Annotated in this window: 14 protein-coding genes; 2 read left to right on the top strand and 12 right to left on the bottom strand. The window is 64.0% G+C overall.

Annotated features, from left to right (window positions below):
* Positions 1-168 precede the first annotated feature (168 nt).
* Genes ABQU90_RS09865 through ABQU90_RS09885 form a run of 5 tightly spaced genes read right to left on the bottom strand, consistent with a single transcriptional unit; the run spans position 169 to position 5,173 of the window.
* Complete coding sequence (locus ABQU90_RS09865; protein WP_323522252.1) at positions 169-2,118, bottom strand: type IV pilus secretin PilQ; 1,950 nt, start codon at positions 2,116-2,118, stop codon at positions 169-171.
* Between the two features lie 19 nt (positions 2,119-2,137).
* Entirely contained in the window at positions 2,138-2,671 is a 534-nt protein-coding gene (locus ABQU90_RS09870) for a pilus assembly protein PilP (RefSeq protein ID WP_055848662.1), read from the bottom strand.
* Entirely contained in the window at positions 2,668-3,333 is a 666-nt protein-coding gene (locus ABQU90_RS09875; protein WP_323522251.1) for a type IV pilus inner membrane component PilO, read from the bottom strand. Before ABQU90_RS09875 ends, ABQU90_RS09870 begins: the two co-directional genes overlap by 4 nt.
* Entirely contained in the window at positions 3,330-4,115 is a 786-nt protein-coding gene (locus tag ABQU90_RS09880) for a PilN domain-containing protein (protein WP_115513762.1), read from the bottom strand. Before ABQU90_RS09880 ends, ABQU90_RS09875 begins: the two co-directional genes overlap by 4 nt.
* A complete protein-coding gene (locus ABQU90_RS09885) occupies positions 4,115-5,173 on the bottom strand; it encodes a pilus assembly protein PilM (protein ID WP_055848653.1) in 1,059 nt (352 codons plus the stop codon). The genes ABQU90_RS09880 and ABQU90_RS09885 overlap by 1 nt, the downstream gene beginning before the upstream one ends.
* Positions 5,174-5,388: 215 nt before the next feature.
* Here ABQU90_RS09885 and ABQU90_RS09890 point away from each other — a divergent pair, with 215 nt between their 5' ends.
* Together ABQU90_RS09890 and ABQU90_RS09895 are read left to right on the top strand one after the other, a co-directional pair.
* Complete coding sequence (locus ABQU90_RS09890; RefSeq protein ID WP_503064412.1) at positions 5,389-7,818, top strand: penicillin-binding protein 1A; 2,430 nt, start codon at positions 5,389-5,391, stop codon at positions 7,816-7,818.
* Between the two features lie 492 nt (positions 7,819-8,310).
* Positions 8,311-8,958 (top strand): hypothetical protein, encoded by a 648-nt coding sequence (locus tag ABQU90_RS09895; protein WP_323522250.1) that lies wholly within the window; start codon positions 8,311-8,313, stop codon positions 8,956-8,958.
* A 175-nt stretch (positions 8,959-9,133) separates the two neighbouring features.
* Here the strand turns inward: ABQU90_RS09895 and ABQU90_RS09900 are convergent, their stop codons facing one another.
* From ABQU90_RS09900 to ABQU90_RS09930, 7 genes are all read right to left on the bottom strand, one after another.
* The gene (locus ABQU90_RS09900; protein ID WP_039409911.1) at positions 9,134-10,423 is read right to left on the bottom strand and encodes a citrate synthase; all 1,290 of its coding nucleotides are present in this window, start codon (positions 10,421-10,423) and stop codon (positions 9,134-9,136) included.
* Positions 10,424-10,652: 229 nt separating this feature from the next.
* A complete protein-coding gene (locus ABQU90_RS09905) occupies positions 10,653-10,895 on the bottom strand; it encodes a type B 50S ribosomal protein L31 (protein WP_010364531.1) in 243 nt (80 codons plus the stop codon).
* 71 nt (positions 10,896-10,966) lie between these two features.
* Positions 10,967-11,905 carry a nucleoside hydrolase gene (locus tag ABQU90_RS09910; protein ID WP_323522249.1) on the bottom strand — a complete coding sequence of 313 codons (939 nt, stop codon included), beginning with the start codon at positions 11,903-11,905 and terminating at the stop codon, positions 10,967-10,969.
* Between the two features lie 146 nt (positions 11,906-12,051).
* Positions 12,052-14,196, bottom strand: coding sequence for an ATP-dependent DNA helicase RecG (recG, locus tag ABQU90_RS09915; RefSeq protein ID WP_323522248.1), 2,145 nt, complete (start codon positions 14,194-14,196; stop codon positions 12,052-12,054).
* Between the two features lie 39 nt (positions 14,197-14,235).
* On the bottom strand, positions 14,236-14,616 hold the full coding sequence (locus tag ABQU90_RS09920) for a RidA family protein (RefSeq protein WP_022972872.1): 381 nt from the start codon (positions 14,614-14,616) through the stop codon (positions 14,236-14,238).
* 606 nt (positions 14,617-15,222) lie between these two features.
* A complete protein-coding gene (gene garD / locus ABQU90_RS09925) occupies positions 15,223-16,764 on the bottom strand; it encodes a galactarate dehydratase (RefSeq protein WP_323522247.1) in 1,542 nt (513 codons plus the stop codon).
* Between the two features lie 35 nt (positions 16,765-16,799).
* Positions 16,800-18,071 carry an OprD family porin gene (locus tag ABQU90_RS09930; RefSeq protein ID WP_323522246.1) on the bottom strand — a complete coding sequence of 424 codons (1,272 nt, stop codon included), beginning with the start codon at positions 18,069-18,071 and terminating at the stop codon, positions 16,800-16,802.
* Positions 18,072-18,129 lie beyond the last annotated feature (58 nt).

Raw genomic sequence — 18,129 nt, forward strand, 5'->3', positions numbered from 1 at the left:
TATTTTACTTTGATGACTGGCGATATCCACAGCCCATGTCGCCAAGTTCCGAATCGATTCCGAACTCATTAGATGAGGGCACTTCGCATCTTCATCTTCACTAACGACATCCATTTATTCGCGTACGAAAAAGGCCGCTTGCGCGGCCTTTTTCCAGATCAGTCCAACTTACGGATTCGCGCTTGCAACACGCAATACCTTCGGCGTCACAAATACCAGGAGCTCCGCTTTCTCCTTACTACGACCGCGTTTCTTGAACAAATTTCCAAGAAAGGGAATATCACCCAGGAATGGAACTTTGGAGACGCTTTCCCGATCGGTAAACTCGTAAACGCCGCCGATAACCACCGTCTCACCATCGCCAACCAACACGGCCGTGTTGACTTCTCGACGATTGATTTCAGGCACAGTTCCGTAGCCTTCCAAAATAATGAACCGCGCCACCTCGTCCTTCTTGACATTCATATTCAAGAAAACGCGATTGTCGTTGGTGATGGTTGGCGTAACTTTCAACTCAAGCAGCACTTCTTTGAACTGCACATTGGCCTGCGCAGCAGAACCTGCCGCGCCGCCACCGCTGATCGTCACATAGCCAATTTCACGCCCTTGTTTGATGACACCTTCTCGCTGATTCGCAGTCACAATCCGCGGATTGGAGACAACTTCACCGCGCCCCTCTTCCTGCATTGCGGAAAGTTCGAGGTCAAGATTGAAATTAGAGCCCAGCAGGGTGTACGCCAGACCAGCCGCCCGGCTATTAGTAAAACCGCTGGCGCCAAGGTCCACATTCAGCCCGGACGGGAACAGATGCGAGGCCAGGGTCGTACTAGTGCCAGTGTTGAGAAGTTCATTGGCGCGCTGGGCAGAAGTGTTCTGGAAATTAACATTACTTCCTAGCGAACCACTCAAAATCCCTCGACCAGTAGCTCCCGTGATACCAAAACGCGCACCCAAGTCACGCGCAAACGTGTCGGTTGCAATGACGATACGGCTCTCGATCAACACCTGGTCTACTGGACGATCAATATGCGAGATCAACTCGCGCATCTGCGCGACCTTCTTCGGAATATCGCTAATCATCAGCGTATTGGTGCGCTCATCGGCCACCAAACGGCCGCGTGGCGAGAGGAAACCGTTGTCCTGCTGACCTGCACCGCCTTGTCCGCCCTGACCGCCACCACCACCACCACCACCACCAATGCCCTTCGCCTCGGTCAGCGCTTTAAAGATCACAGCAGCATTGTGGTAATTGATCTGCACGTAGTCGGTGATCAAATCCTCACGGTTTTCGATCGCGATGCGGGCGTCTTCCTTGTCCTGCTCGAACTTGGCCAGCTCCGGCTGCGGGGCGACCCACACCACACCACCGTCGCGGCGCTTGTCCAGGCCCTTGGCCCGCAGCACGATGTCCAGCGCCTGATCCCACGGCACGTTCATCAAGCGCAGCGTGACATTGCCCTGCACGGTGTCGGAGGCGACGATGTTGAGATTGGATTCCTCGGCGATCAGCTGCAGCACGGTGCGCACCGGCACGTCCTGGAAGTTGAACGTCACCGGGCGACCGCTGTAGCCGCGCGCTGCAATCTGCGCAGCAGCCTGGGTCACCGCTGCCGAACTCACGCCGCCGACGGCCGGCTGGCCCTTGCGCGGGGTGATCTCGACCACGTACTCGTTACCGGTCTGATAGGCCAGCGAGTCGAACGCACCCTTGGTCGACAGCACCAGTTGCGAGCCCGAGCCAGATGGCTTGACCTCCACACGCTGTACCGGCGTTGCAAAGTCGGTGACGTTGAGCGGGCGCTGCAGTTCCGGCGGAAGCTTGGCGTTGCTGATATCCACCAGCACGCTGTCGCCCTGGGTGCGCAGGTCCGGGCTGGCGCCCTGACCGTCGAACTTCAGGATCAGACGGCCAGCGCCATCTTCGCCGCGTTTGAAATCGATCTTGGACACCGTCAGGCTCGCCGGAGCGGCCTTGGCCGGGTCCTGCGCAGGCTGGGTCAGCGCGGCGGCTGCGAACGAGCTGCCACTGGCCAGCGCCAGCGCTAATCCCAACGCGCAAGCCTGGAGCATCGCGTGGCGTCGAACCGGACGCAGCCGCTGTGCATTGGAAAACGTCATCGTGCTATCCCCTATCACTTTATTGATCATCCAATGCGAGTGCGGCCGGCCGTTCAAGCCATCCACCCGCACCGTCCGGCACAAGTTCAATCAGCTCGATGCGGTCTTCGTAGACCCCGGTTACCCGGCCATCGCTCTGTCCCAGATACACACCCGGCCGCACCCGGTACGTCACCTTGTCCGGTGCCATCACCAGCGCGATCAGACCCGAGCCGCCTCCAATGGTCCCCACCATGTCGAGGGCGTCGAGCGGGAAGGCTTCCAACGGTTCCTTGCGCCGGTTCGGATCGGGCCGCGTGCCATTGCTGCCTTCCGCAGTCACCCACGCATCGCTGAACGGGTCGCGCATCACTTGTGCTGCGTATTCGAATGTCTCGAACTGCTGCATCACCGGCAGCGGCTCCAGCGGTGGCGCAGGACGCGCACGCACTTCGGCCACCCAGGCATCTAGATTCGGCGCATCGCCGGGCGTGCTGGTCACGCCACGCGTACACGCCGGCAATACTGCAATTAGCGCCACGCAGGACAATATCTTGAGCAATTTCATGGTCATTGGCCGCCCTTCTTCGCAGCGTCGGCCGCAGCCTTCTCCTGCTCGGCCATTTCCTCATCGTCCAGATAACGATAGGTCTTGACCGTGCCGGACAGCTCCAGTGCACCGCGCGGCGTGATGCCGGCCTTGGCATCCCTGGGCTTGAGGTTGATGTCGTGCATGGTCAGGATCACCACGCGCGGCAGCGAGGCCACGCCGCTGACGAAGGCACCGAACTGGTGGTAGCTGCCCACCATGCGCAGAGCGATTGGCTTCTCGGCGTAGAACTCCTTCGGCGATTCCGGACCAGGCTGGAACAACTCGTTCGACAAGCCGCTGGACAGCGCGGTCTGCGAAATGTCGATGATCAGATCCGGCATTTCGGTCTTGCTGGGCAGCTGACGCAGCATCTGCTGAAGCACCTGTTCCATCTGCGCGAGCTGCTGCTTGAGCGGCTCCAGATTCACCGCACGCCCCTGTTGGGTCTCGAACTCCGTACGCAGCGAGGATTCGGTGCCTTCCAGTCCTTCCAGTTCGTCGCGTTTGCTGCTGATCAACAGGAACCAGGCCAACACCATGATGAACAGGCCGACCAGCACACAGAACACGATGCGCGCCTGCTGCGGCCAACCGCCGATGTTGTTGAAGTCCAGATCGCTGAGCTTGAATGATTTCTTACTCATGACGCCGCCCCCTCCTGCGGCCGATTGGCAGGCGCCGGCGCTGCCTGCGGTGCAGCTGCAGGTGCGCTCGGCGGCGTTGCTGGCGCAGGCGCCGCTGCCGGAGCAGCAGGCGTCGTACCGGCCGGCGTTGCACCTGGTGCGGCAGTACCCGGCGCAGCCGGATCCACCACCGCGGGCGCGGCGCCGTTCTTGTCAGTCTCGTTCGGATTGGCTAGCTTGACCTTCAGCGTGAACACGTACGGCAACGCCTTGGTGTCCATCGACGAGGCCGCAGGCTGGCCGGCGGCCTTGTCCTGGCTCTTGGCCTCGATGATCGACAGGTCCGGATTTGTCATCCAGCCCGAGCCTTCCAGGTTGCGCATGTATGCACTGACGCGCGCATTGGACTGCGAGCGGCCTTCCAGGGTCAGGATGTCGCCGTCCTGCTTGATGTTGGTCAGCGCCACGCCATCGGGAATGGTGCGGACCAGCGAATCGAACAGATGCACCATCTGCGAGCGGTTGGCCTGCAGTTCTTCGATCACCTTCTTGCGGGCGAGCAGACGGTCCTTTTTCTTGTCGAGTTCCTTGATCTCTTCGTTCTGCGCCTTGACCTTGTCGATCTCGGCGGTCAGGAACGCATTGCGTTCGGTCTGGCCGCTGATCTGCGCGTCGTAGTAGAACCAGATGAGTAGCGACAGCAGCACGCCACCGAGCGCGGCAAAGCCGAGCATCGAATAGAACTCACGCTCGCGCGCCTTCCGGCGCTCGGCGCGCCAGGGCAATAGATTGATTCTTGCCATCAGTCAAAGCTCCTCAGGGCCAGGCCGGTGGCGATCATCAATGCAGGCGCATCCAGCGCCAGCGCGTGGGCCTGAACCTTCGGACCCAGCGTCATCTGCGCAAGCGGGTTGGCGACCACGGTGGTCACGCCCAGCTGCTCTTCCACCATCTCCGGCAGGCGCGACAGCGCGGCGCAACCGCCGGCCAGCACGATGCAGTCGACGCGATTGAACTCGCTGCCCGCATAGAAGAACTGCAGCAAACGGCTGATCTGCTGCACCGTCGCTTCCTTGAACGGCTCCAGCACTTCGACCTCGTAGCTCTCCGGCAACCCGCCCTGACGCTTGGCCAGGCCGGCTTCTTCGTAGGTCAGGCCATAGCGGCGCATCACTTCGTCGGTGAGCTGCTTGCCGCCGAACACCTGTTCGCGGCTATACAGGCTACGACCGGAGCGCAGCACGCTCAGCGTGGTCATGGTGGCGCCGATGTCGACCAGGGCGACCACCGCATCGGCGGCCACCGGCAGTTCGCTGGCGACCAGGGCAAAGGCGTTTTCGACCGCGAAGGCCTCCACGTCCATCACCTTGGCGGTCAGACCACCGAGTTCCAGCGCCGATTGGCGCAGCTCCACATTCTCCGAGCGCGAGGCGGCCAGCAGCACCTGGACCATGTCCGGGCTGTTGGGCATCGGGCCGAGCACCTCGAAGTCGAGATTCACTTCCTCGATCGGGTACGGAATGTAATTGGTGGCTTCCAGTTCGACCTGGGCCTCCAGATCGCTGTCGTCCAGATCGGCCGGCATCGGGATCAACTTGGTGATCACCGCCGACCCGGCCACGGCCGCAGCGGCATTCTTGGCCTTGCTGCCGGAGCGGTTGATGGCGCGACGAATAGCTTCGCCCACCGCCTCCACTTCGACGATGTTCTTTTCCACCACCGCATTCGGCGGCAATGGTTCCACCGCGTAATGTTCCACGCGATAACGGTTCCCGCTGCGCGACAGCTGCAAGAGCTTCACGGCAGTAGAACTAATGTCGACACCAATGAGTGGCGACTGACTCTTGGGTAAAAGCCCCACGGTAACTCCCCTGCCGACGGGCACTTGGACGCATGTCTGCGCCCTCGTATTAATAATCAAATTTTAACAGTTGACAAGCCCTTCACGCGCAAGGCAATGACCTCGCGAACGTGACCCCAGTGCTGTCTTCTGCGATCCCCAGAGTTCGGCCCCAGCCAAACTCGGCGTCATCTATACTCTGTGGCCAAGAAATCTGCAATCGGAATCTCTCTTACATGCCCCGTATTCGCCGTTGGCTGGGCTGGATCCTGGCCACGCTCGTTGTGCTCGCACTGCTCGGCGCTATTGCTGCCGGCGGCCTGTATTACGCCATTTCCTCGAAGTTGCCGGACGTGCAGTCGCTCAAGCAGGTCGAGCTGCAGGAGCCGATGTACGTCTATTCCAGCGACGGCCGGCTGATGGCCGTCTATGGCGAGACCCGGCGCTACCCGATCCAGATGAAGGACGTGCCGCTGCGCTTGAAGCAGGCCTTCCTGGCGACCGAGGACGCGCGTTTCTACGAGCACGGAGGCGTGGACTACAAGGGCATCGCCCGCGCGGTGTGGCTGCTGGCCAGCACCGACGCCAAGCGCGTACCGGGCGGCTCGACCATCACCCAGCAGGTGGCGCGGCAGTTCTTCCTCAGCTCCGAATACAGCTACACCCGCAAGTTCGCCGAGATCCTGCTGGCGCGCAAGATCGAGAGCGAGCTGAGCAAGGACGAGATCTTCGAGCTGTATCTCAACAAGAGCTTCTTCGGCAACCGCGCCTATGGCGTCGGTGCCGCCGCCGAGTACTACTACGGCAAGAAGATGAGCGAGTTGAGCCTGGACGAGATGGCGTCGCTGGCCGGCATCCCCAAGTTCCCGTCCAGCGGCAACCCGATCAGCAACCCTGAGCGCGCGCGCGAACGCCGCGACTACTACGTGCTGCAGCGCATGGCCGACCTGGGCTTCGTGACCCAGGCCGAGTCCGACGCCGCCAAGGCGGTGCCGATGCACGCCAAGCCGCACGAGCCGCCTGTCGAGGTGTACGCCCCGTATGTGGCCGAGCTGGTGCGCCAGGAGATGATCGCCAAATACGGCGGCGATGTGCTCAACAAGGGTTACCACGTCACCACCACCATCGATTCCACCTTGCAGACCGGTGCCGATGCTGCGATCAGCGAAGGCCTGCGTCTGTACGACCACCGCCACGGCTGGCACGGTGTGGAGCAGCATTTCGATGTTGCCGCCGATGCGGATGCGCCGGCATTGGCCAAGCATCTGTCGGGCGTGTTTACTCAGGGCGGCCTGCGCGCAGTGATCGTGGCGCGCACCAATGCCGACGGCGGCGTCACCGTCGTGCAGAGCGACAAGACCGAGCTGACCCTGCCGGCCAGCGCCAGCCGCTGGACCAACAAGACCCCGGCCAAGTTGCTGACGCGCGGCGACCTGACCCGCATCCGTGCCGGCGAGAAGGACGGCGAATGGATCATCGACCAGCTGCCGCGCGGCCAGGCGGCGCTGGTGTCGCTGGATGCGAATAGCGGCGCACTGCGCGCGCTGGTTGGCGGCTTCAGCTTTGCCGGCAACAAGTTCAATCGCGCCACCCAGGCACGCCGCCAGCCAGGTTCCAGCTTCAAGCCGTTCGTGTATGCCTCGGCGTTCGAGAAGGGCTTCAACCCGGCCTCGATCGTGCTGGATGCGCCGGTGGTGTTCCGCGATCGTCGCGGCAAGACCTGGTCGCCGCAGAATGACGGCGGCGGTTTCCGCGGCCCGATGCGCCTGCGCGAGGCGCTGGTGCAATCGCGCAACCTGGTGTCGGTGCGCCTGCTGGATGCGATCGGCGTCGATTTCGCACGTAAATACATCAGCCAGTTCGGTTTCCAGGAAGCCGAGTTGCCGCCCAACCTGTCGATGTCGCTGGGCACCGCGTCGCTGACGCCGCTGTCGGTGGCGCGCGGCTACGCAGTGTTCGCCAATGGTGGATCGCGCGTGGACACCTGGATCGTGGACGAGGTGAAAGATCGCGACGGCAATGTGGTGTTCAAGGAAGTGCCCGCGGTAGCCTGCCGCACCTGCGCGTTGCAGGGCGGCACCGCCGCGCCGGTGAGCCAGGTGGTGGACGGGTTCAACTTCGGCACCCAGGCGCCGGCCACGCCGCCCGCGGCTCCGGCTGCCGATGCAGCGCCGACACCAGCAGAAACCGCGCCAGCGGCAATCGCCGAAACCAAGATCGCACCGCGCGCCATCGATGCGCGTACCGCTTACCAGTTGGTGTCGATGATGCGCGATGTGGTTCAGCGCGGCACCGGCACGGCGGCCAAGGTGCTGGGACGCGAAGACGTAGGCGGCAAGACCGGCTCGACCAACGATCACCGCGATGCCTGGTTCTCCGGCTTCGGCGGTCCGTATGCCACCACCGTGTGGGTCGGCCGCGACGACTTCCGTTCATTGGGCTATCGCGAGTACGGCGGCAAGGCCGCACTGCCGATCTGGATCGACTACATGCGCGTGGCATTGAAGGACAAGCCGATCGCCGCCAACGACCCGCCCGAGGGCATGACCCAGGCCACCATCAATGGTGCGGTCGAATGGGTGAAGAACGAAGATCTGGATCGCCTGCAGGATTACGACTACGGCCTGCAGGAACAGCAGGACGAGAAGGCTTTCGATATCTTCTGACGGCCGGAATCGGGAATCGTGAGTGGGGAATCGTGACGGCGTGGCTGTCCGGTTCCCCATTTTTTTGGGCGCGTTTTTTGGCAACTGCACGAGTCACCCTTGGGTGGCGCTGGAGCCGGGCGCGACGCGCTGCTTACTGACCAGCCCTGGCTGGGCGGACATAGCCGGCGACGCGACTCGCTGTCCCTTGCTACGCACCAGCCCGGTCGCCAACGCACTGCCCGGACCGACCTTTTGCGCGAGCCGGCAAGCCCAGCAGCTGTTCGACCACGCACTATCGCGACTCGCTGCTGACCTGGTTGCCGGCGCGGCAGCGCCTGCATCTCACCGGTTGATGCGCTCCTCCCGAAGCTGCGGCCATGCCCTCCGACACGCAAGGTATCGGCATCGCGCTCCTACGCGATCGCTTCCTCGGAGTGGCCGGGAAGCATTCGCCACGTTTTCATGCGGCTGTTGTAGAGTCGAGCTCAGGTTCATCAGGGGAGCCCGGTCATGCATCACGCACGCCAACACGCCGATACGCGCACCCGAGAACGCCGTCATCGGCTCGCCCACGAGGCCGCCAGATTGATGGCAGAAGGCGGTATCCGCGATTTCCACCAGGCAAAGCTCAAGGCTGCCAGCCGGCTCGGCATCCATGACGACGCATCGCTGCCGCGCAATCGCGAGATCGAAGACGCACTGCGCGAATACCAGCGCCTGTTCGCCGGGCCTGACCACGCAGCGCGGTTGCGTCAACGCCGCGAAGCCGCCTTGCGTGCGCTGGATTTTCTCCGCCCATTCCAGCCGCGGCTGACCGGCCCGGTCCTGGATGGCACCGCCGATGCAAACGCCCCGGTACAACTGCAGCTGCACAGCGACGACCCGGACGCGGTGCAGCGGTTTCTGGAAGAACACCGCGTCCCTGCCGAGGCGCGCACGCGCCGTCTGCGACTGGACCGCGAGCGTAACGGCGACTTCCCGGTCTGGCTGTTCAGTGCCGAGGAACTGACCTTCGACCTGACCGTGCTGCCTTACGACGCCCTGCGCCAGGCGCCGCTGTCGCAGCTGGACGAAAAACCGATGCCACGCGCCTCGGCTGCACAGCTGCGGCAGTTGCTTGCCGAACAGGAGAGTGTCGCCTACCAGCAACGGGAGTGAGCGCACGCGTGCACTCCATTGCTGAGCGCGCCATCAGCACTCACCCGAAAGATTGCGCGCTACGTTTTGCCAGCCACTCTTGGCAAGCGCGCCCTGTTCCACTAAACGCACCAAGCCACAACGAAAACGCCCCGCAAGTGCGGGGCGTTCGTTTACGCAGACGACTTTGAGCCGATTAACGCTTGGCGCTGTCGGTGTAATCGCGCTTGTCGTAGCCGGTGTAGATCTGGCGCGGACGGCCGATCTTCATTTCCGGGTCGACCTGCTGCTCCAGCCAATGCGACACCCAACCGGCGGTGCGCGCGATGGCAAACATCACGGTGAACATTTCCACCGGGATATTGAGCGCCTTGTAGATCAGGCCCGAATAGAAGTCGACGTTCGGATACAGCTTGCGCTGCACGAAGTAGTCGTCCTTCAACGCGGCTTCTTCCAGCTTCAACGCCACTTCCAGCAGCGGATCGTTGACGCCCAGCTCGCCCAGCACCTTGTGGGTCATCTCGCGGATGATCTTGGCGCGCGGGTCGAAGTTCTTGTAGACGCGGTGACCGAAGCCCATCAGACGGAACGAGGAGTTCTTGTCCTTGGCCTTGGCCACGGCCGACTCGACGTTATCGGCAGTGCCGATCTCTTCGAGCATCTTCAGCACCGCTTCGTTGGCGCCGCCGTGTGCCGGGCCCCACAGTGCGGTGATGCCGGCAGCGACCGACGCATACGGATTGGCACCGGTCGAACCGACCAGACGCACGGTCGAGGTCGAGGCATTCTGCTCGTGATCGGCGTGCAGAATGAACAGCAGGTCCAGCGCCTTGGCGACAACCGGGTTGATCTCCAGCGGCTCGCTCGGCACTTCGAACATCATGTGCAGGAAGCGGTCGACGTAGTTCAGGTTGTTGCGCGGATAGCGGATCGGCCAGCCGATCGAGTAACGATACGCCGCAGCCGCCAGGGTCGGCACCTTGGCGATCAGACGGATGGCGGCCTGACGGCGCTGCTCCGGATCGTTGAGGTCCAGGGTGTCGTGGTAGAACGCCGACAGCGAGGCGACCGAACCGGCCAGCATGGCCATCGGGTGCGCATCGTGGCGGAAACCGCCGAGGAAGTTCTTCAGCGACTCGTGCATCATCGTGTGATGCGTCACTTCGTGGTCGAACTTCTTGAATTCGTCCGCCGTGGGCAGTTCGCCGTTCATCAGCAGGTACGAAACTTCCAGGAAGCTGGACTTCTCGGCGAGCTGTTCGATCGGATAGCCGCGGTACAACAACACGCCGTTGTCGCCATCGATATAGGTGATGGCCGACTTGCAACTGGCGGTGGCGGTAAAGCCCGAGTCGTAGGTGAACAGACCGGTTTCTTTGGTCAGCTTGGAAATATCGACGCAATCATTGCCCAACGTGGGCTTGAGAACCGGCAGAACAACCGACTTGTCGCCGGCGTTGAGCGTGACCTGATCAAGATCGGACACTGTGTACGCTCCTTCAGTGGAAGGCGCCTGATCCCACATGGGCAGGCACGTGATGGAAGTCCAAGGCATCGCCTCGGATCACGTCATTATCGCACAGCAGCATTTTGGCCGTCGCTTGGACAGAAGTCGTAGACGCACCTGTCGGGACCACGCAAACGAAGCGCTCACGCCCCAAAAAACAACGGCCGCGCAATGCGCGGCCGTTGTCGGTACAGCCCGTCCTGCAAGTTCAGCGCGCGTAGCGCTTCTGGAACTTGTCGATACGGCCGCCGGTGTCGATCACCTTGTGCTTGCCGGTATAGAACGGGTGCGACGCGGAGGAAATTTCCACCTTGATCAGCGGATATTCCTGGCCGTCTTCCCACTTCACGGTCTCTTTCGAGCCCATGGTGGAACGGGTCAGAATCTTGAAATCGGACGTCACGTCGTGAAAGACGACGTCTTTGTAGTTGGGATGCACGTTATCTTTCATGGACTTGGCGCCGGGCTGCCTGGATAAGTCGGTCATTATAGCGGCCTCCACTCGCCCGGCGCAAGGTGACCCTAGCCGGCCGCCAATGCCGCCCCGACCAGGCCGTAGAACCGCTGGCGGTCGTACTCCAGCAGCAGGTTGGCATTGTCGGGCGCGCCGCCCTGCCGGTTCCAGTCCACCAGGGTCATGCCGCGGGTGTGCGTGCCGGACAATTCGATATGCACCGGGCGCTGCTCCAGACGCTGGGCGCCTTCCGGGTGCAGGGCGAACGCCATCGCCAGTGCGTCGGCGGCGTACCAGTACTCGCCACGGCTGTCTTCGGACCACAGGCGGGTCTTGCGCGAGATTTCTTCGTAGAAGCGGGCGCGGTCGCTATCGGCGGCCAGCCACTGCTCGACATCGCGATGCAGCAGGCCGTGCGCGATGGTGGCTTCCCAGTCGGCCACGTCGAAGTGCGGGAAGCCACGGAACACGATGTGCGCGGCCTCCGGGTCGAAGCCGATATTGAATTCAGCGGCAGGCGTGATGTTGCCGTGCCCGGTCAATGCTCCGCCCATCACCACCAGCCGGCCGACGCGCTGCGGCAGGGTCGGGTCCAGGGTCAGCGCCAGGGCCAGATTGGTCAGGGGCCCCAGGGCGACCAGCAACAGCTCGCCAGCGTAGTCGTGCGACAGGCGCAGGATGGCGAGCGCGGCATGCTCGGCCTCGGCGCTGCGCTTGGCCGCCGGCAGGCCGACATCGCCGAAGCCATCGATGCCGTGCACGTGTGCCGCATCGACCGAGGGGTGCAACAGCGGCTGCGGGCAGCCGGCGTACACCGGCACATCCGCGCGGCCGGCGATCTCGCAGACCTTCAAGGCGTTGCGCACGGTGTGCTCCAGCCCCACGTTGCCGGCCGCGATGGTCAGGCCAACCACCTCGTGACGGGTGTCGTTGAAGGCCATCAGCAGCGCCAGCGCGTCATCCACGCCTGGGTCGGTGTCGATCAGCAGCGGTATCTTTTTTGTCATGGGAGTCGGGATTGGGCATTCGGGATTCGTTGCAGCATCTTCGCAAGGATCGGCCGGTCACGCGAACGCCCAGGATGTACAGGCGGCAGCAGCCCTTAGCTTTTACGATTCCCGATTCCCGATTCCCGATTCCGACTCCCCGCCACTCAAGCGGCGGCATACCGCACTGCGCTGCCGATCCAGCGTGCGACGACACGGTCGGCGATCTCCGGCGCTTCGGCCAGCAACCGCTCGGCCAGCACCTGCACGCGCGGCAGCAACCCGGCGTCGCGGGCCAGGTCGGCGATGCGGAAGCTGGCCAGACCGGTCTGCCGGGTACCGAGCAATTCGCCGGGACCGCGCAATTCCAGATCCTTTTCTGCAATCACAAACCCATCGTTGGTCTGGCGCATGGTTTCCAGGCGTTGGCGCGCCATCATCGACAGCGGCGCCTGATACAGCAGCACGCAACTGGACGCTGCGGCGCCGCGGCCGACGCGGCCACGCAGCTGATGCAGCTGCGCCAAGCCAAGACGCTCGGCGTTTTCGATGATCATCAGCGAGGCGTTGGGCACGTCCACGCCGACTTCGATCACCGTGGTGGCGACCAGCAGATCGCTGCGGCGCTGCTTGAAATCGAGCATGGCCTTCTGTTTTTCGGCGGGCTTCATGCGGCCATGCACGAGCGCGACGCGCACGCCGGGCAACTGCGCCGACAAGGCCTCGAAGGTGACCTCGGCGGCCTGCGCTTCGATGCGCGGCGGGCCAGCCGGTGCGGCCTTGCCGGGGTCTTCGCTTTCTTCGATGAGCGTGCACACCCAATACGCCTGCCGCCCTTCGGCGCAGGCGGCGCGGATGCGTTCGACCAGATCGGGGCGCCGTTCTGCGCTCAGGACAATGGTCTGCACCGGCGTGCGGCCGGGTGGCAACTCGTCGATGGCCGACACGTCCAGATCGGCGTAGGTCGACATCGCCAGGGTGCGCGGGATCGGCGTGGCGGTCATCACCAGTTGGTGCGGCACGCTGCCGGCAGCCGCGCCCTTGTCGCGCAGCGCCAGACGCTGATGCACGCCGAAGCGGTGCTGCTCGTCGATGATGGCGAGCGCCAGGTCGTGGAAGACCACCGCTTCCTGCATCAAGGCATGCGTGCCGACCACCACCTGGGCCTGGCCGGAGGCGACCTCTGCCATCGCTGCAGCGCGCGCCTTGCCGGTGACCTTGCCGGCCAGCCAGACGATGCGCACACCTAGCGGCTCGAGCCAGCCGCGCAGGTTGGTGAGATGTTGCTCGGCCAGCAGTTCGGTGGGCGCCGCCAGTGCGACCTGCTTGCCCTGCTCCACCGCCAGCATCGCCGCCAGGGCCGCGACCACGGTCTTGCCGCTGCCGACATCGCCCTGCACCAGCCGCAGCATCGGCGAGGGCTGCGCCAGGTCGTGCGCGATCTGTTCGAACACGCGTTGCTGCGCACCGGTGAGCTGGAACGGCAATGCGGCGCGCAAGCGCTGCACCAGCGTGCCGTTGCCGGGCAACACGGGCGCATGGAACCGCTGCAGGGCGATGCGTTGGCGACGCAGGCTGAGTTGGTGCGCAAGCAGTTCTTCGAGCGCCAACCGCTGTTGTGCCGGGTGCCCGCCGGCGAGCAGCTGTTGCGGGTCGGTGTTCACCGGTGGGCGGTGCATGGTCAGTAAGGCAGTGCGCAGCGAAGGCAGGTGTTCGTCCTGCAGCCAATGCGGCGGCAGCAACTCCAGTGCGGCCTCTGGAGGCAACCGCTCGAGCGCCTGGCCGATGAATTTGCGCAGCGTGGCCGGGCCGACGCCTTCGAGCACCGGATAGACCGGGTCCAGGCAGTCGCCCAGTTGTGCGTCTTCATCCGCCGCGAGCACGCGGTAACTGGGATGGACAATTTCCCAACCGTTCTGGCCGGGCTTGGGCGTGCCGAACACGCGCACGCGCGTGCCGACCGCAAACTGCGCGACCTGCGCGGCGCGAAAATGAAAGAAACGCAGCACCACGCTGCCGTGCGACGCGTCCGAGATTGCCACGCGCAGCACCGGACGGAAGCGGAAGCCGCGCTCCACCGCCTCCACGCGTCCTTCGATCTGCGCCGGCACGCCGCTTTGCAACTGCGCGATCGTGGTCAGCCGGGTACGGTCTTCATACCGCAGCGGCAGATGCAGCCACAGGTCCTGCACGCTCAGGATGCCGCGCGCGGCGAACTTGTCGGCCACTTTCGGGCCGACGCCAGGCAGGCTAGACAGCGGAGCCTGGCCGGCGACGGCCAGGCTCGGCGTGGCGACGCGCGCGCGCGGCACGGCGGGTCGGATCAGTCGCGCCGGATCACCCGAGCACCATCACTCGAGCACCATCACCGCATCGACTTCGAAACCGGCGCCCTTCGGCAGGCCAGAGACTTCGATGGTGGAACGCGCCGGGAACGGGGCCTGGAAATAGTCCTGCATCACTGCATTGACGGCGGCAAACTGGCCCAGGTCGGTGAGATACAGCCCCAGACGCACGATCTTGTCGAGCGAGCCACCGGCGGCTTCGGCCACGGCCTTGAGGTTGTCGAACGCGCGGCGCGCCTGCGCACCGATGTCACCCGGCACGATCTCGCCAGTGGCCGGATCCAGCGGGATCTGCCCGGAGAAATACACGGTGTTGCCGGCGCGCACTGCCTGCGAGTAAGGGCCGATGGCGGCAGGCGCCTGGTCTGTATGGATGATCTGGGACATGGCGACTCCGTCAACACTGAAAACGAACGCACATTGTATCGGCGCATGCCGTTGACGGGCGAATAGGAGGATGTGCGGTGACGGCGCGAGGGCGTTGGCTGGTGGCGTAGCGGCCCGTTGCATGGTGGGTTGGGCATCTTGCGGTGATGGTGGCTACTTGTTTTTGCTTGCGCGCGATGGTTTTGGTGCGGCTGTACGTGTGCGTTGTTGGCGGCTGCGTGAGAGAGCACGAGGCTGCGCACGTACCCTCATCCGCCCCTGCGGGGCACCTTCTCCCGGCGGGAGAAGGGAACGCTATGCCCTCTTGTGCGGGAGAGGGTTGGGGTGAGGGTCCGGGCGAAGCCACGCCAAGTGAGTGGCGCCATGCCGCGGCAAGCGCTGCGTCGCCGCGATGCTGCAGGGATGCGAGAGATGGCGCGCAGTCGTCACGACGCGCGGATGCGCTCACGACACCGAGGACGCGCAGCCCCACACCGTTCACACCGACTCTGCACAGTCCACACCGACTCAGAAAAACCGACCACGCCTGCGCGGCGGCGGAACAGTCGCGCCAAGAGTTGTGTCGTGCCGCCGCCCGGGAACGCAGAGACGCGCAAACCAGCAGGATTAGGTAATCGGCGCCGGATTGAACAAGGCCAGATCGTTATGCAGGCGGTGATGCTCGGTCCAGGTGCGCTGGCCGCTGGCCACGTCCAGATAGCGTTGGAACAACTCCCAGCCCAATTGCTCCAGCGTCTTGGCGCCGGTCGCCACGCCGCCGGCGTCGATGTCCATCAGGTCGGACCAGCGCTGCGCCAGTTCGCTGCGGGTGGCGACCTTGATCACCGGCACCATGGCCAGGCCGTACGGCGTGCCGCGCCCGGTGGTGAAGACATGCAGGTTCATGCCGGCCGCCACCTGCAACGTGCCGCAAACGAAATCGCTGGCCGGGGTGGCGCAGTACTGCAGCCCGCGTCCTTTGACGCGCTCGCCGGGCGGCACCACGCCATTGATCGGCGAGGCGCCGGATTTGGCGATCGAGCCCATTGCCTTTTCAACGATGTTGGCCAAGCCGCCCTTCTTGTTGCCGGGCGTGGTGTTGGCGCTGCGGTCGGCCTGGCCGCGCGCCAGGTAGGCGTCGTACCAGGCCATTTCGCGCACCAGCGCCTTGGCCACGTCGGCAGTGGCGGCGCGCGGCACCAGCAGGTGGATGCCGTCGCGCACTTCGGTATTTTCCGAGAACATCACCGTGGCACCGGCGCGCACCAGCAGGTCGGCAGCCACGCCCAGACCCGGATTGGCGGTGACGCCGGAAAACGCATCGCTGCCGCCGCATTGCATGCCCACCACCAGTTCGCTGGCCGGCACGGTTTCGCGGCGACGCAGGTCCAGATGGCGTAGGCGTTCTTCGGCCATGGCCATGATCGAGCCCACCATGTCGGCAAACCCCAGACTGGCTTCCTGCAGGCGGTAAACGGCGCTGTCGTCGGCGCTGGCATCGTCCGGCAGCAGGCGCTCGGGTGCGAGTTTTTCGCAGCCCAGGCCCACGATCAGCGCCTGCCCGCCGAAGTTGGGGCTGCGCGCAATGTTGCGCAACGTGCGGATGGGGATGATGGCTTCGGGCGCGGTGATCGCCACGCCACAACCGTAGACGTGATTGACCGCCACCACGTCGTCGACATTGGGATACTTGGGCAGCAACTCGGTGCGAATGCGCTCCACCGCGTGACCGAGCACACCCACCACGCATTGCACGCTGGTCATGATGCCCAGGATGTTGCGCGTGCCGACGCTGCCATCGCGGTTGCGATAACCCTGGAAGGTGTAACCCTCCAAGGGCTCGGGTGCGGGCGCCGCTTGCAGCGACAGATCCAGCGCAGCCAGATCGGGCGCTTCGGGCATGTCCAGCAGGTGTTCGCTCACCCAGGCGCCGCGCGCGATGTCGGCATTGGCGGTGCCGATCACTGCGCCCAGGCGGATCACCGGCGTGCCGGCGGGCAGGTCGAGCAGCGCCATCTTGTGGCCCTGCGGAATGTGTTCGATGGCGGTGAGCCCGTCCGGAAAAGTGGCACCGGCCGGCGCGCCGTCATCGTTGACGACGATGGCGACGTTGTCGCGCGAATGGGCGCGAATGCTGAGCCAACGAGTGGGTTGCTGGGTTGCGGACATCGTGGGCCTACCTTGCAAGACGGGGATGGAGTGCATTACCGGTCGGGGCTGTCGAACTGACGGCGGTACTGCAGGATCAAACGGTTTTCATCGACATTGCGCTGGTAATTGGAGCGGAAGGTGCCGTTGAACCAGATCACGCTCACATGCTTGAAGCGCTCGCTCTGGAATTGATAGGTGGTCAAGACATCCCGGGCCCATTCGCGGCCTTCGCCGGAATAGGTTGCCGGCTGTGCATGGTCGCCGCTGATGTAGCGCGCCATGACGCTGAGCCCGGGGATGCCGATGCTCTTGCCATCGATGCTGTAACGCAGCTGCCAGCTGCGCTCGCCGCGTTCGAGAAAGTCGTTGATGAAGGTCCAGTTGAAGACATTGCCGTCGGTGCCGCCCGGCCAGGGCATGGCGCTGGGGCCTGACAGGCGTTGATAGCCGGCACCGAATTCCTGCCCACCCGTGCGCCAGGACAGCATGCTGCTGAACATGCGGTTGTCGATCGGCCCGGCACGCGATTGGCCGATGTCATCGGTGCGGAAATAGCGCAGGTCCACACGCAACTGATCCTTGCCGAATTTATGCGTCTGGATGACGTTGTAGAGCTGCTGCCGGTAGATGTCTTCCATCACCGCGCCCTGATAGCGCAGCTGCGTGCCGGGTGCAACGCTGTAGGTAGCCGACACCAGATTCAACGCATCCGAATCCGGCGTGCCCAGAAAGCGACGGTTCTTGTTGGTCAAGGTGATCGGCACACGCGAATCGCCATCGCGGTACCAGGCGCTGGTGAAGCGGGCCAGCAGCAGATCGAGCTTGGGCACGTCCTTGGATTCCAGCGTCACGCCTTGAAACGTCTCCGGCATGATGCGGGTGATGCTGGCGCGTACCAGCGGCTCGTTGGGAATGAAGCTGCCCCACTTCAATTCGGTCTGCGAGGCGCGCAGTTTGAGCGTCGGCGCCACTCGCGTCAGTGCATGTTGCGCGGTGCCGTCGTCGTTATTGGGCAGCAGGCCGGTGCCGCCTTCGGCTCGGACGCCATCGAGCTTCAAATCACCGATGCCGAGCAGATCCAGCCCTACCCCGATCGGGCCTTGCGTGTAGCCGCTCTTGGCATCCACCACGACGCCCTGCGCCCATTCGGCACGCTTGCCCTGCCCTTCGCCGCTGCGGAAATCGCGGTTGTAATAGAAGTTGAGCGCGGTGACCTCGGCCGTTGCGCCATTCCAGAATCCTGCGTCCGGTTCCTGCGCACGCGCGCGTCCGCCCGCACCGACCGCCAGCAGCGCCGCGCTGCCGAGTGCCATTACATGTTTCATCGACCAGCTCTCCACCTGCCAGACCTCTTCGACGCAGCCGCTGCATGCCGTGCATTCG

This window comes from Xanthomonas sp. WHRI 10207, assembly GCF_040202975.1.
Taxonomy (GTDB): Bacteria; Pseudomonadota; Gammaproteobacteria; order Xanthomonadales; family Xanthomonadaceae; genus Xanthomonas.

What these genes read in the sequence shown, in the direction of transcription:
- ABQU90_RS09865 (WP_323522252.1), bottom strand. Translation starts at nt 2,118, where the DNA reads ATGACGTTTTCCAATGCACAGCGGCTGCGTCCGGTTCGACGCCACGCG.
- ABQU90_RS09870 (WP_055848662.1), bottom strand. Translation starts at nt 2,671, where the DNA reads ATGACCATGAAATTGCTCAAGATATTGTCCTGCGTGGCGCTAATTGCA.
- ABQU90_RS09875 (WP_323522251.1), bottom strand. Translation starts at nt 3,333, where the DNA reads ATGAGTAAGAAATCATTCAAGCTCAGCGATCTGGACTTCAACAACATC.
- ABQU90_RS09880 (WP_115513762.1), bottom strand. Translation starts at nt 4,115, where the DNA reads ATGGCAAGAATCAATCTATTGCCCTGGCGCGCCGAGCGCCGGAAGGCG.
- ABQU90_RS09890 (WP_503064412.1), top strand. Translation starts at nt 5,389, where the DNA reads ATGCCCCGTATTCGCCGTTGGCTGGGCTGGATCCTGGCCACGCTCGTT.
- ABQU90_RS09895 (WP_323522250.1), top strand. Translation starts at nt 8,311, where the DNA reads ATGCATCACGCACGCCAACACGCCGATACGCGCACCCGAGAACGCCGT.
- ABQU90_RS09905 (WP_010364531.1), bottom strand. Translation starts at nt 10,895, where the DNA reads ATGAAAGATAACGTGCATCCCAACTACAAAGACGTCGTCTTTCACGAC.
- ABQU90_RS09910 (WP_323522249.1), bottom strand. Translation starts at nt 11,905, where the DNA reads ATGACAAAAAAGATACCGCTGCTGATCGACACCGACCCAGGCGTGGAT.
- ABQU90_RS09920 (WP_022972872.1), bottom strand. Translation starts at nt 14,616, where the DNA reads ATGTCCCAGATCATCCATACAGACCAGGCGCCTGCCGCCATCGGCCCT.
- garD (WP_323522247.1), bottom strand. Translation starts at nt 16,764, where the DNA reads ATGTCCGCAACCCAGCAACCCACTCGTTGGCTCAGCATTCGCGCCCAT.
- ABQU90_RS09930 (WP_323522246.1), bottom strand. Translation starts at nt 18,071, where the DNA reads ATGAAACATGTAATGGCACTCGGCAGCGCGGCGCTGCTGGCGGTCGGT.